The sequence below is a fragment of the Pantoea sp. GbtcB22 genome, assembly GCF_019091025.1.
GTDB classification, from domain to species: Bacteria; Pseudomonadota; Gammaproteobacteria; order Enterobacterales; family Enterobacteriaceae; genus Pantoea; species Pantoea leporis.
The window spans coordinates 1608489-1623307 of record NZ_JAGXKB010000001.1; the positions used below are offsets into that span (position 1 = coordinate 1608489).

A 14819-nucleotide genomic window follows, 5' to 3' on the forward strand; every position below is an offset into this window, starting at 1 on the left:
AATTCACGCATCCTGATGTTTTGCGCCGTAGTAAATGCACGAAACATGCGCGCAATCGATTGCATGGGGCGCTATTTGACATGAGACGCGGAATGAGTGCAAGAAGGAGTAACGGGGAGTCAGCAGAAAGGCGTGAGGAAAGTGGAAAGGTGTGGCAACGCTGGGCTGTTACCACGGGTAGTGCAAATGACACAAGAGCAACTCCCCCGGCCACTAGCCTCTGATACAGCAAATGCGTCCAGAGGCTAACGCCGGGAGAATTTAATTAGAATGCGCGCATTCTGTAGAGTGCATAAAGAAAATAGTACGCTGTGAGTGTATTCAAATTCATAATCATGTACTTCAATTTTTCATTTTTATTCAGCAGGATGAAAATACCTTTTGAGTATTTACCCCGCTTTATTTGATCAATTTCCTGGGCAATATCCGCAGGTGAAAACGATGAGTGATACATTGCGGTCACGATTTGCATATCCAGCGCCAGCACACGTTTGGAGATGCCTTTAAGGAAATAGTCGAGATCGCTGGCCTGATATTTACTGATGATCGAATCATACAGTGCGGTGAGAAACTGTTTACGTACTTTCAGTTCACTGTATTGCACTTTACGCTTCGATAATGAACCCGCCACATCTTCATAATGATAAGCCGCACCCGGCGTGACCAGAAAATTGCTAATGCAGCTGAAGAATTTAAGGTTAAATAGCAAATCTTCGCTCATGGAGATACCTTCCAAAAAGCGCAGGTTCAACTCCTCAATAATCTGACGGCGATAACATTTGTTATGCAGATAACCGATGTTATCACTCATCTCCAGCTCACCGAGCACATAAGGAATGTCCTCCTGACTGAAGAAGCCCGCCTGCGACACTTTGCCCACGCGGTTGTCGTTGAGGTTGCCCACCATCAAATCGACAGATTCCGCTGGCCAGGCATCGAGATTCTGTTTGAAGATCATCAGGAAGTTATCATCCACCCAATCATCTGCATCGAGGAATAACACATATTCACCGCTGGCTTGCTGCATTCCGCTATTTCGAGCGGCGCTCACACCGGCATTAATTTGGTGAATTACCGTGACCTGCGAATAAGCACTAAACTCCTGCAGAATATTCGCGGTTGAATCGCTGCTGCCATCATTAACCACAATCACTTCGTAACTGCTGAACGTCTGTTTAAGCACGCTCAGTAAAGTACGTTTAATGGTTTTTTGTGAGTTATAGACGGGAATGATAAGACTAAACAGGGGTTTTTCATTCATGATAAACTCTCTTTACTGTCTGAGGTTTTGATATTGTTAAATAACAGCCATAGTTTCCTGGGATTGATAAAAATTTGATGAATACGCATTACGGGTTGAGCAGGGAAAAAGTAATTAAGCAGGGAGAAAGATAAAAACTCGGTTAATACCACGCTCATGGCCGCGCCATTTAAACCGAAATAAGGAACCAACAATAAAGAGGAGGCCACGCAAATTAATAACACCACGAAGGTTTTCTTCACTAAATAGCGATATCCGTTGTACTTAATAATGAAACGATCCATCACGCTGCTTAGCACCGCGCACATCGCACCCACGCTGAGTAACAGCGTTGGCGCTACCGCATCGAGATACTCCGCACCGTAAAAGTCACGGATAAACCATCCGGACAATAACCAAATCGCCAGAATCACCAGCGACGAGACACCAATCACCAGCAGATGTAATTTCTGTGCTTTGATAATCGATTGCCGATCGTCACGTTCGGCAAAGAACGCCGGAAAAAAGGAAGCCAGCAAGGCATTGGGTAAAAATACCCACGCGGTGGCGAGCGTCAGCGCGACAGAGAAAATCCCCGCCTCTTTCACACCAAGGAAATACGACACGCTGATTTGGTTAACGCGGGTATAAATCGCCACCGCAATCACGGAAAACACCAGAGAAATACCGGACGCCACCATATAGCGTGAATATTTCTTCATCTGGCGCAGTGCCGGAATCGGTACCTGACGATGGTATTTCAGGAATATCGTGAGTTTGATGGCAAAAGGAACAAAGGTCGCCAGTACGATCGGAATCGACAACAGTTGCGGATCCAAACCGTAATACGAAATAAAGAAGCGCACGGTTAAACTGATCGCCAGCCCCGCCAGATTGGCGATGACATTCAGGCGCGCATTAAGCATCGCCTCGTTGTAGATATTGACCAGATCGAGCGAAGAAAACAGACAGGCAATCGCCGCTGCGCAGATAAATACCCGCGCTTCAGCACTCCACTCTTCGCCCATAATCAGCATGCCGCTGGCTGCCAGAATGCCGTAAATCACTAACACCAGCAGAAAGGTCGCCATCATTAAGCGCATGCCGGAGTGATGATTTTGCGATAAGCGTTTCAGCAGAATCACATCGCTGCCCATCAGCGCGATGCTTTGGATGAACTGAAAAACCAGCATCGAAATCGAGATAATGCCGAAGGTGGTGGGCCCCACATATTTCGCCACATAAGAGGTGACAAATATCAGGCCGAACACCGCAATCAGCTTTTCAGCGATCATCCACAGAGAATTTTTTAATTTATCTTTCACAACTCAACCTCAGCGTTTATTTCTGTGCCAGGCGGCGCAGACGCGATACCAGTCGTGGACTGACAAAAAACAGCGCAAAGTACAGGCTCCACGGATTGAGCATCAATCCTGATGTGAAATAGGACTTGAAGCTGCGACGGTAGAGCGAAATATATTCATCAATAAAGGCGCGGCTGAATCCGTCGCTGTGCAGCGCTTTATAGATATAAGACGAGGTCACTTTTAAATAGAGATGGTAATAACAGCGGCTATGCTGCGCGGATAAAAACGCCTGCATGCCATTAAAGGAACGTGCAAAGGAGAAATGCTTTTCGCGTAACGCCGATCGCGTGGCGGAGTTGGTGGATTCCACATAGTGATAAACCACCTGCTGGGTGAAGATCACCTGACGATCCTGTTGCAGGTGCAGGTAATTGACCACAAACAGCAGATCTTCGAAGTTATAAATCTCTTCGTTAAAGGTGAGCTGATGCTGACGAATCACATCACCACGAAACACCTTGTCGCAGATGCCGTGACGCGGATTGAAATAGAGCAGATCGTTGATCGCCGCCGAAGCGGTCAGCTGGCGCACGTCACTGCTATTGGCCGGGAAATCGAGCGGATCGCCTTGCGGCGTGAAGTGCTGCGATTCCCCACCCACCATGGCGATGTTGTTTTGCATCAGCCGCACATAGGTGGCAAACGCGCTGGCCGGCAGAAAATCATCGGCGTCTAAAAAGCACAGCAGTTTGCCGCGCGAGGCGCGAATGCCCTGATTGCGCGCCGACGAAACGCCGCCGTTGGTTTTGTCGATAATGTGAAAATGTGGGTAATGGGCGTAATTCTGTAATATCGCGAGCGAGTTATCGCTGGAGCCGTCATTAATAAAGATCGCTTCAAAACGGCTTTCTTCCTGCTGTAGCAGGCTGTCAATGCATCGCTCCAGATACGCCGCGGCGTTATACACCGGCACGATGACGCTGATTAAAACGTCGTTAACGGGATTTTGCATATAACCTCTGGACTCTGTCGGAGTAAAAGTTGCGGGCGGAAAAATATTTGCTGAACATTGCAGTGATTAACAGTGCACGTTGCTTGCGCCCGGCTTAACATTTATTGCCTGTCTATTTCAGAGTTTCCTCAGGTCAAATAAAACTGGCCTTTAATTCTCTGTAAAAAGATCGCTAAATAAGATAATCGCCAAATAAACCGTGCAGATTTATTCTGCTTTCGTCAGGTAAAACAGGCAGGCTACCGCCCCAGGCTTGCAGCTACCTGTTTACTGACTACGCACAAACCCATTTTCAGGCATAAAAAGGCTGCGCTGCGCTCGTAAGAGTTCAGTTAATTTTCAGCCAGTTACGTTTTATCTTGCGGTGATTTGGCTTAATAGCGTCACCACGTCATTCACGGCGAACTTAAATTAAATTTTTATCTGTCTGGTTGTAAGCGTAAAAAAACGCTGGCGTTTTTATCGCGCTCATCACCAAAAACAAGAAATGCCGACCGGGGCTGAGTAGGTGCATCAACAGACGGGCCTTCTCAACGAACGTCACGACATTAACGATATTTGCTGTGTGCCCTGCACTTTTATTACTTCGGCGCGTCTTTTGCGTTCCGATGAGTGCAAGTGGCGTTAATTCAGTGCGGCGCTTGCGGTCGCACTGCAACGGGCTTAATGCCCAAAATTTGCGATCTAATTCAAAACTTTTCCCGGCATTCTCACCACTCCGGGTTATAAGGTCAATGGTTGCCAGGCCAAACCGGAATTTACTCAGAGAAAGGCTGGATTAAACAACGGCGCATAGATTAGCCGTGGTGAATTGATTTTTTGCCGATTGATTAGCGCCACAGCAGGCGAATACCAGGAATAAGATGGGAATATCGCTGACATGGTGCCAACAGTAACCAGCGCCCAAGCCGCGCCGGGATTGAAGCCAGCTCACAACTCTGAAGATAGCGTGTCACGGCACGCATTTTCGCGTGCTAGTCTCCAGCCATGCCTCTCTCCAGTTTCTCTTTACTGCAGGTTGTATGAAACGCAGATTATCTTTCCAGGTAAAACTCTTCCTGTCGCTGGTGCTGTTTTCCTGCCTGCTACTCGCCTTGCTGGGCACTATTCTGTTTCATTTTATCGATCGCCAGCTGCATCACGATTTGGGACAGCGCGCGCGGGTGCAGGCCAGTGAAATTGCGCTGATGCCCGGCCTGGCGGAGAAAGTAGCGCGCCGCGATATCGCTGGCATCGCCGCGCTGATTCAGCCGCTGCGCAACCAAAGCGATGCCAGCTATATCGTGATTGGCGACACGCAAGAACACCATCTCTACCACTCGGAATCACCGGAGCGCCTCAATTTACCGATGATTGGCGGCGACAATGCCGAGGTGCTGCAGGGCAAAACCATTATTTCGGTGCGCAAAGGCGGCATCGGCGTGTCGCTGCGCAGCAAGGCGCCAATCTTAAATGCCCAGCATCAGGTGATTGGCATTGTCTCGGTGGGTTATCTCACTTCCTATATTGCCAATATCAACGTTAGCCTGCTGTGGCAGGCCAGTTTGTATGGCGTGGCGCTGCTGTTGCTGCTGTTTATTTTTTCCTGGATGTTTAGTCGCAACCTGAAAAAACAGATGTTCTGGCTGGAGCCGAAGGATATCGCCCTGCTGGTGCTGCAACAAAAGGCGCTGCTGGAAGCGATGTATGAAGGGGTGTTTGCGGTCAACGCGGAGCGGCAGCTGATTCTCATCAACCGCGCCGCGCGCGAGTTGCTGGATATTCAGCAGAGTGAGAGTGAACTGCTGGGGAAACCGCTGGATGCGGTGTTGCAGATTCCTGCGGCGTTTTTGCGCCAGCATGAGGTGAAAACCCACGATCACGTTACCGTGCTCAATCAGCGTCAGGTGATCGTTAACCGGGTGGCAATCGAGCTGGAACCCGGCGAGCCTGGCGGCTGGGTATGCAGCTTCCGTGATAAAAACGACATCAATACGCTGAGCAGCCAGCTGAGCCAGGTGAAACGCTATGCGGATAATTTACGCATCATGCGTCATGAACAGCTGAACTGGACCGCCACGCTGGTCGGCCTGTTACAGATGCAGCGTTACGACGACGCGATGCGCTACATCCACGCGCAATCAGCTGGCGCGCAGCAGGTGCTGGATTTTGTCTCGGCGCGCTTCACCTCGCCCGCGCTCTGTGGGCTGCTGCTGGGGAAATATGTCAGCGCGCGGGAAAAAGGCGTGGAGCTGAAATTTGATCCGGCCTGCCAGCTGAGCCGCATTCCTGCCGCACTGAGTGAAACGGCGTTGATGTCGGTGATTGGTAATCTGCTGGATAACGCCGTCGACGCCACGCTCAATGCCACAACGCCCGCCGCCCCGATAGAATTGTATATTTCTGGCCGTAATCAGGAGCTGTTAATCGAAGTGGCCGATCAGGGTTGCGGCATCGATGACAGCATTAAACCGCATCTGTTTGAGCAAGGCGTCACCAGCAAGCCGTCCAGCGAAGACGATATGTTCGGTGCAGAGCATGGCATCGGCCTCTATCTGGCGGCAGGTTATGTACAGCAGGCGGGCGGCAGCATTGAGATCAGCGACAACTCACCGCAGGGCACCATCTTCTCGGTGTTTATTCCGTTCCAGCCCGCCGCATTAACAGGACTTTCCCATGAATAATGCTAAGCCGCTTGATGTGGTGATTGTGGAAGATGAGCCGCATCTGGCCGATCTGCATCGTGAATATATTGAGCAAAACTTTCATCTGCGCGTGGTCGGCATTGCCGCCACGCTGGCGCAGGCGCGCGCGCTGATTGCCGCGCATCAGCCACGGCTGCTGCTGCTCGACAACTATTTGCCGGATGGTCAGGGCGTAACCTTGATTGACGATCCGCTGCTGAAGCGTTTTGAGTGCTCGGTGATTTTCATCACTGCCGCCAGCGACATGCAAACCTGTAGCCACGCGATGCGCAGCGGCGCCTTTGACTACCTGCTGAAACCGGTGTTTTTCCATCGCCTGCGCGCGTCGCTGGAGCGCTTCATGCTGCTGGTGCAGACCCTGCGTCAGATGAAGAATGTCGATCAACAGGCGCTGGATAAGCTGTTCAACCTGCCAGCCAGTGACGCGCCTGCTGCGCCATCCACCAAAGGCATTGAGTCGATTACGCTGGAACGGGTGAAAGGCTTTTTTAACGCAGCACCGCACAGCAGCTGGTCGGTTGAACAGGTGGTAGAAAACATCGGCATCAGCAAAACCACCGGCCGCCGCTACCTCGAATATTGCGTAGAGATCGGATTTATTGGCGTCGAGATGCAGTACGGCAATATCGGCCACCCGCGACGGCTGTACCGCAAAATCCTGTGATCACGCGCAAATTCCGCGCGCGGCCACTTGTGGTTTTTATGGTGTTAATTGCCTAAACGACGCCAACAATCACACTTCGTGAAGATAACAATCCGTCACCTCTTGTGTGGAAAAGGCGATCGGCTATGTTGACCTTTAGTTCCTCAAATGTAACTAAAAGGTTAATTATAATGTCGAACATTTTCCCTCTGTCTCTGATTGCCGCCACTGTGTTTGTTTCCATGTCAGCCGTAGCGGCTCCGCCGCAAGGTTACCCTTCGGACTACCAAAGCGTGATTGATGCCGCCACCAAAGAGGGCAAAGTGGTGGTCTACTCCACCACCGACATCAAAGCCGCCGGGCCGCTGGTAAAAGGCTTTGAGGCCACTTATCCCGGCATCAAAGTTGAATATAACGATATGAACAGCACCGAGCTGTACAACCGTTTTATCAGTGAACAAGCCTCGGGTGGCACCAGCGGCGATGTGGTGTGGAGCTCCTCAATGGATACCGGGCTGAAGCTGGCGACCGACTACGCGCAGGAGTACAAATCCCCTGAACTGGCGCAACTGCCGAAGTGGGCGGTGTGGAATAACAAGGCGTACGGCACCACCTACGAACCGGTGGTCTTTATCTACAACAAGCGCATGATCCCGGCCGGTGACGTGCCCGATTCGCACGCTGCGTTAGCCAAACTGATCGCCAGCCAGACCGACAAATTCAAGAGCAAAGTCACCACCTACGATATTGAGAAATCGGGCCTCGGCTTCATGCTCTCAGTACAGGATGCCAAAGCCGACCCCAACTATTTCAAAACCCTGGCTGACGTGGCGAAAGGCGGTTTAGCCGTGCAGTCTTCCACCGGCACCATGATGGAAAGGGTTTCGTCCGGCGAAAACCTGATTGGTTTTAACATTCTGGGTTCTTACGCCGAAGCGCGCGCCAAAACCGATCCGTCGCTGGGCATCGCTTATCCGAAGGATTACACGCTGGTGCTGTCACGCGTCTCGTTCATCAGCCAGCAAGCGCAACACAGCGATGCGGCTAAGCTGTGGCTCGATTACGTGCTGTCTGAAAAAGGACAAAGCATTCTGGCCAATCAAGCCGATATCCCTTCCCTGCGCAACGATATTGAAGGCAAAAATGACATTGATGGCCTGACCAAAATGTTAGGTAACGCGCTGAAACCGATCCCGGTTGATGAAAGCCTGCTGGAATATCTGCAACCGAAAAAACGCCTGGATTACATCAAACAGTGGCGCACAGCCGCCGGTAAATAACGGCAGTACCGAAGCGCGGCCGCTGCGTCGCGCTTCTCTTTCTGTTATCTGATTCGCCATTCAGGGTCTCAATATGCGTGCATTGCAGAGAAAGTGGCAAAGCCTGCCGCGCGGCGTTGTGGTGCTGATAACCGCGCTGGTTATCTACGTTCCGCTGTCGTTTATCGTGATACAAAGTTTCTTGTCCGCCCCGTTCTTTTCGCCGTCGAAAGCGTGGAGCCTCGAGTCGTTTGAATTTATTTTCACCGATCCCGACTTCTATAAAGCGCTGCGCAGCGGATTTATTCTCGCCTTCGGGCTGGTGATCATCGCCATTCCGCTGGGCGGTATTCTGGCGTTTCTGATGGTGCGCACCGATCTGCCCGGCCGACGCATCATTGAGCCGCTGATCCTCGTGCCAATTTTTGTCTCGCCGATGGTACTCGGCTTTGGTTACGTGGTGGCGGCGGGCCCGGTGGGATTCTTCTCGCTGTGGGCACAATCGCTGTTCGGTTTTGTGCCGTGGAATATCTACGACATGTCGAGCATCGTAGTGATCGCCGGGCTAACGCACGTCCCGCACGCCTATCTGTATATCTCTTCTGCGCTACGCAGCGTGGGATCGGATGTGGAAGAAGCGGCGCGTATTGCGGGTGCGACACCGCTGCAGGTGATGACGGCGGTGAGCTTGCCGATGGTGCGTCCTTCGATGCTGTATGCCACCGTGCTGCTGTTCTTCCTCGGGCTGGAGGTGTTCGGCCTGATGCTGGTGCTGGGCGATCCCGAAGGCAACATGGTGTTGGCCACCTATCTCTACCAACTGACTAATAAACTCGGCACGCCTTCTTATCATCTGATGGCCGCCGTGGCGGTGGTGCTGATCTGTATCACCATTCCGCTGGTGATGCTGCAACGCCGCCTGATGCGCACCGCCAATCGCTTTGTCACCGTGAAAGGCAAAGCCTCACAGGCGCGTGCGCTGCCGCTGGGCAAATGGCGTTGGGTGGCGGGCGCGGTTGTCGCCTTCTGGCTGACGGTGACCATTGGCGTGCCGCTGCTGGGCGTGGTGCTGCGTGCGTTTATCTCAAACTGGGGCGTTGGCGTCTCGCTCTGGGATGAGCTGTCGATCAAAACTTTCCAGACTATCTGGGCGCAGCCTAACCTGCTGCGCGCCATCGTCAACTCGATGGCGATTGGGGTAATTGGCGGCGCGCTGGCGGTGGTGTGTTACCTGTTTATCGGCATCGCCATGCACCGCAAACCCGATAACACCACGCGCTTTCTCGACTACAGCGTGCTGGTACCGCGTGCGGTGCCGGGCTTGCTGGCCGGCCTGGCGTTTCTCTGGGTGTTCCTGTTCCTGCCGATGTGGCTGGATAACTCGCTCAAATCGGGCTGGCTGTCTGATTTCGTCTGGTCGCAGTGGCTGCGCGATAACCTGATCGTCTGGCTGCGGTCACTGCGCAGCACCATCTTCAGCGTCTGGCTGGCGTATACCGTGGTGTGGATGGCGTATGGCCTGCGTCTGATCTCGTCCACGCTGCTGCAGGTCGGGCCGGAACTGGAAGAGGCGGCGCGCAGCACCGGCGCCACGCGCGGACAGATCACGCGTCACGTCACCATTCCGTTATCCCGTTACGGCCTGATTGGCTCATGGCTGCTGATGTTCCTGATTTTCGAGCGCGAATATTCCACCGGCGTGTACCTGCTTTCGCCCGGCACGGAAACCATCGGCTCCATGCTGGTTTCCCTGTGGGCGGCGGGCGCGATAGATATCGTCGCCGCACTCTCGTTTATTAACATCCTGCTGGTCGTGGTCGGTTTGGGTATTGCCTTGCGATTTGGAGTCAAATTACATGATTGAATTATCGGTCGAGAACCTGCACTTAACTTACGGCGACAATCCGGTACTGAAAGGCGTGTCGATGAACTTGCAGCGCGGCGAAGTGGTTTCTCTTCTTGGTCCGTCCGGCAGCGGCAAAACCACGCTGCTGCGTGCGGTCGCCGGGCTGGAGAAGCCAACGCAAGGCACGATTGTGATTGGCAACAACACGGTTTACGCCGGCACGCCGCGCAGTGAGATCCCAGCGGAAGAACGTAATCTGGGGTTGGTGTTCCAGTCCTACGCCTTGTGGCCGCACAAAACCGTGTTCGAGAACGTGGCGTATCCGTTAAAGCTGCGCAAAGTAGCGGCGGCGGAGATCACCCAACGCGTGCAGGATGTGTTGGTGCAGTTGGGGTTAGGCCACCTTGGTAAACGCCATCCGCACCAGCTTTCTGGCGGTCAGCAGCAGCGCGTGGCAATTGGTCGTGCGCTGGTCTACAACCCGCCGGTGATCCTGCTGGATGAGCCGTTGTCGAATCTGGATGCCAAGCTGCGCGAAGAGGCGCGCGTGTTCCTGCGTGAGCTGATCATCAAACTGGGCTTGTCGGCGCTGATGGTGACACACGACCAGAATGAGGCGATGGCGATTTCCGACCGTATTTTGCTGCTCAATAACGGCAAAATCGAACAGCAAGGCACACCGCAGGAGATGTACGGCTCACCGAAAACCCTGTTCACCGCCGAGTTTATGGGCAGCAACAATCGGCTGCACGGCAAAATCACCGAGCTGCGCGACGGCAAAGCGCGCATCGAGGGCAAAGGCTGGGCGTTGTGGGGATTGGCGGGCGCAGGCGTGCAAAACGGCCAGGAAGCCACGGCGGTGATCCGCGTCGAGCGGGTGAAACTGGTCGAGGGGCCGGGCGAAAATCAGCTGGAACTGCCGCTGCTCACCAGCATGTATCTGGGCGATCGCTGGGAATATTTGTTCCGCACCCAGGGCGATGATTTTGTCATTCGCGCTTATGGCAGCGAGGTGCGCGATCCGCAGCACTGCCATCTGGCATTGCCGGAAAACCATGTGTGGATTTTCCCGAAATCCTGATGTTTAAGGAGGCGGCCAGCCGCCTCCTTTCTTCACTGATAATCCTCATTAAAAATAAATTTTTTAAAACAGAATAAACAGCGACACATCACCTCCTGCTATTAAATACGCCGCTCAATAATTAAATTCTTTCTGTACTTATTTTATTCAAGACATGTCTTAGCCGGTTTTTTGCCGCATCTTTCATATTCTCTCTGCCATCAAGTTATATCCCCACCCCTTAACCATCCCGCGTGCGAATCATCGTGTTATTGCGGCGTGATGTATTTTTACATGCAGAGAGTCAAAATGAATAAAAATTATCGGGTTATCTGGAACCACAGCCAGGGTAATTATGTTGTCACCTCCGAGCTGGCACGCGGTAAAGTGAAATCATCCCGCTCCAGCACAGCACGTCGCCTCACCGCAGGCTGCGTGGCGACGGCCTTCATGGCGATTTCCAGCGTCGGGATTATCCAGCCAGCGCTGGCCGCCCCCGCTTACGGTGAATATGCTTCTGGCGCAGGCAATATTATTGATATTCAGGATAAGGACGTAGCCACCAATGAAGACAATGCGCACGCCTTATTTATTGAAAAAGGCGCCACCGCGCACAGCAATAATGTGAACTTCACGACCAGCGGTAAAAAAGCGTATGGAGTTTATGTTAATGGTGCCGGATCAAGTATTGATGTCACGGGTGGTACAATTACCACTACAGGTCCACAAGGATATGGTTTAGCGGCTGGCAATGGCGGCAAGTTAATGGCTAGCGATATTACCCTGAATACTTCCGGCGTGGGCGTTTACGCCGATAGATCCAACATTTTGGCCAAGAACCTGAGCGTACAGGCCAACGCCTATGGCGTTTACGGTTTGGGTGCAGGTACCGAGCTTGTCATTGCCGACAGCAATGTAAACGTGAACGGTAATGGAGCCTACGCGCTGCTGGCTGAAAATGGCGGTAACGTTACCAGCACCAACAGTCATTACATCACGTCAGGCAGCAGCGTTTACGGCGCATGGGCAAACAAGGGATCTGAACTCACCATTATCGGTGGCAGCATTACCAATACCGGAAAAGAAAGCGTCGGTATTTTCGCCAAAAGCGGTGGCGTAGTAAATGTTGATGGCGTGACCGTCGTGTCTACCAGTCAGGGCATCAATAGCTACAGCTCAGCCGTGGCAAATGTGGCTAACAGTCATGTCACCGTTACGGATAAAGGGGCGTACGGATTACTGGCTGAAAACGGCGGAAAGACGACCAGCATCGATAGCCACTATATTACGACGGGCGACAGTGCCTATGGTGCGTGGGTCAATACCGGTTCGGAACTGAATATTTTTGGTGGGAGCATCACTACAACAGGAAAAAACAGCACCGGCATGTTTGCGAAAAACGGTGGCGTCCTGAATGCTGAAAATATACAGATTGATGCAAGAGGAAATGGAGCCTGGGCGACAAATGAGGGCTCCCGGATAAATGTCAATAACAGTACAATTTCTTCCGGGGCTTATAATGGCGGCTCAATAACTGCCCGTAATAAAGGATTTGCAACCGTTCGTAACAGTAAATTGATTGCCGCTGATAGAGCTTCTGCTGGTCTTTATGCCGATGATTCAGGGCAAGTTGAAGCAGAAAATGTAGATATTGACATCCTGGGTGGTGGATACGGAATACACTTAGATTATAGTGGAAAAACAAATTTAAAAAAATCAAAAATAAACAGTAACAGCGGTGGTACTGCATTTTATGTTGAAAGTGGCTCCGTATTAACGGCTGACAATGTTTTTGCAGAAATGGATAACACTAATAACCCAGAAAAACTAGTTACTGCTATAAACATCTCTAACTCTTATTTAAGCTCCGCGGACCCTACGGCTAACATTAATAATTCATTTTTACATATCAAAGGAAATAACGCCGCTGGAATTGTGACTGAATATACTAAAGGTGAAGTCAACCTCAATAACACAATCTTGACGGTAGATAATGGGCCTGCAATCGTCGCTTATAACCAAGCCTTAACGACGGTGAATCTTGACAACAGCCTGTTGTCCGGTACAACGCTGCTCGAAAGCGGGTTTGCACCGAATGGCGGTGATGCAGGAGGAGACGTGCGCGGCATTGCGTTTAACGCCAGCAATTATTCTCAGCTTCAGGGCGATGCCAATATTGATCGCAGCAAAACGCAGGCCAGCAGCGTCAGCCTGGATTCCGGTTCGCGCTGGCAGGGCGCCGCGCATGATTTGCAGGATCTCAGCTTAGCGGGTAGCAGCCAGTGGAACATGACCGGCACTTCCACCGTGGACAACCTGACGGCCAAAGACAGCACCATCATCTTCGATCACGGTGCAGGCGATTTCCACACCTTAACCGTTAAGGGCGACTACCACGCTGACAACGCCAAGCTGGTGATGAACCTTGCGCTGGCGGGTGACGATGCGGCTAGCGATAAATTGCATATCGCCGGCAACGCCAGCGGCACCACCAAAGTTCAGGTGCACAATGCGGGCGGTAAAGGTGCTGCCACACTGGAGGGCGTTGAGTTGATTCGCGTTGAGGGCACGCAAAACGGTGAGTTCCTGCAGGATGGCCGCATTGTCGCAGGCGCGTGGGATTATGCGTTGGTGCAGGATAAAAACGGTAAGTGGCGCCTGGTTAGCGATCCGATTCCCGTTGATCCAACGCCTGTCGATCCCATCAAAGACGAGGGCGGCGATACGGGTACCGTCATTGCACCGGAGGTGCCGCAACCGAAACGTACCCCGCGTGCTCGTCCGGAAGTCGGCAGCTATATTGCTAACCTTGCGGCGGCCAGCAACCTGTTTACCCTGAGCGCAGCCGATCGTCCGGGCGTGACAGAATACCGTGATGCGCTGACCGGCAAAGTGGAAAAAACCACGCTGTGGCTGCGCAACGAAGGCGCGCACGGGCGCTTCAGTGACAGCACCGCGCAGCTGAAAAGCATCACCAACAGCTACATGACGCAGCTGGGTGGCGACATCGCACAATGGAGTTTGAATGGCAGCGACCGTTTCAGCCTCGGCGTGATGGCGGGTTACGGCAACGCCAAAAGCAATACGCTGTCGAAAACCACCGGCTACAGCGCCAAAGGCCAGGTTAACGGCTACAGCGGCGGTATCTATGCCGGCTGGCAGCAGGACAGCCAGACGCGCAGCGGCGCCTTTGTCGACAGCTGGCTGGCCTACAACACCTTCAATAACAGCGTAAAAGGTGAAGGTCTCGGTCAGGAAAGCTACAAGTCGAAGGGGATGACAGCGTCACTGGAAGGCGGCTACAGCTTCGCCTTCGGCGAGCAGCAGCAGTATCGCCTGCAGCCGAAAGCGCAGGCGGTGTGGATGGGCGTAAAAACCGGCGATTATACCGAGCAGAACGGCACCCGCGTCAGCGCCACCGGCAAAAATAACGTGCAAACCCGCGCCGGCGTACGGGCAACCATGCACACCGCCACCGCGCAGCCTTACGCTGAAGTGAACTGGCTGCATAACACGCAGCGCTTCGGCAGCAAACTGGATGGCGTGAAGATTGAGCAGGCGGGTGCGCGCAACATCGGCGAAGTGAAACTGGGTCTTGAAGTGAATCCGAGCCAGCACGTCGGCATCTGGGGCGGCATCGCGCAACAGGTTGGCGGTAAAGGCTTCAGCGATTCCAGCGCCACGCTGGGCGTCAAAGTCAGTTTTTGATAGCGCAATCGGCCTCTTTTAATCAGAGCATCGCTGGAAACAGCGGTGCTTTTTTTATGG

At 52.7% G+C, this 14819-nt stretch carries 9 protein-coding genes; 6 read left to right on the forward strand and 3 right to left on the reverse strand.

What is annotated here, in order from left to right:
• Positions 1–265: 265 nt before the first annotated feature.
• The 3 genes from KVT28_RS07595 to KVT28_RS07605 are packed head-to-tail and all read right to left on the reverse strand — an operon-like array spanning position 266 to position 3559.
• On the reverse strand, positions 266–1261 hold the full coding sequence (locus KVT28_RS07595) for a glycosyltransferase family A protein (protein ID WP_101762499.1): 996 nt from the start codon (positions 1259–1261) through the stop codon (positions 266–268).
• Positions 1258–2565: an oligosaccharide flippase family protein gene (locus tag KVT28_RS07600; protein WP_217547445.1), complete on the reverse strand. Its 1308-nt coding sequence runs from the start codon at positions 2563–2565 to the stop codon at positions 1258–1260. The genes KVT28_RS07595 and KVT28_RS07600 overlap by 4 nt, the downstream gene beginning before the upstream one ends.
• A gap of 16 nt (positions 2566–2581) precedes the next feature.
• Positions 2582–3559 carry a glycosyltransferase gene (locus tag KVT28_RS07605; protein ID WP_217547447.1) on the reverse strand — a complete coding sequence of 326 codons (978 nt, stop codon included), beginning with the start codon at positions 3557–3559 and terminating at the stop codon, positions 2582–2584.
• A gap of 1022 nt (positions 3560–4581) precedes the next feature.
• Between KVT28_RS07605 and KVT28_RS07610 the strand changes: the two genes are divergently transcribed.
• From KVT28_RS07610 to KVT28_RS07635, 6 genes are all read left to right on the forward strand, one after another.
• Positions 4582–6222 carry a sensor histidine kinase gene (locus KVT28_RS07610; protein WP_137385231.1) on the forward strand — a complete coding sequence of 547 codons (1641 nt, stop codon included), beginning with the start codon at positions 4582–4584 and terminating at the stop codon, positions 6220–6222.
• Positions 6215–6907: a response regulator gene (locus KVT28_RS07615; RefSeq protein WP_110867792.1), complete on the forward strand. Its 693-nt coding sequence runs from the start codon at positions 6215–6217 to the stop codon at positions 6905–6907. The genes KVT28_RS07610 and KVT28_RS07615 overlap by 8 nt, the downstream gene beginning before the upstream one ends.
• Positions 6908–7077: 170 nt before the next feature.
• Positions 7078–8166, forward strand: a complete 1089-nt coding sequence (locus KVT28_RS07620; RefSeq protein ID WP_217547450.1) for an ABC transporter substrate-binding protein — start codon at positions 7078–7080, stop codon at positions 8164–8166.
• A gap of 73 nt (positions 8167–8239) precedes the next feature.
• A complete protein-coding gene (locus KVT28_RS07625) occupies positions 8240–10009 on the forward strand; it encodes an iron ABC transporter permease (RefSeq protein WP_110867794.1) in 1770 nt (589 codons plus the stop codon).
• Entirely contained in the window at positions 10002–11072 is a 1071-nt protein-coding gene (locus KVT28_RS07630; protein ID WP_217547452.1) for an ABC transporter ATP-binding protein, read from the forward strand. The genes KVT28_RS07625 and KVT28_RS07630 overlap by 8 nt, the downstream gene beginning before the upstream one ends.
• Before the next feature lie 288 nt (positions 11073–11360).
• Positions 11361–14759, forward strand: a complete 3399-nt coding sequence (locus tag KVT28_RS07635; RefSeq protein WP_217547454.1) for an autotransporter outer membrane beta-barrel domain-containing protein — start codon at positions 11361–11363, stop codon at positions 14757–14759.
• Positions 14760–14819 lie beyond the last annotated feature (60 nt).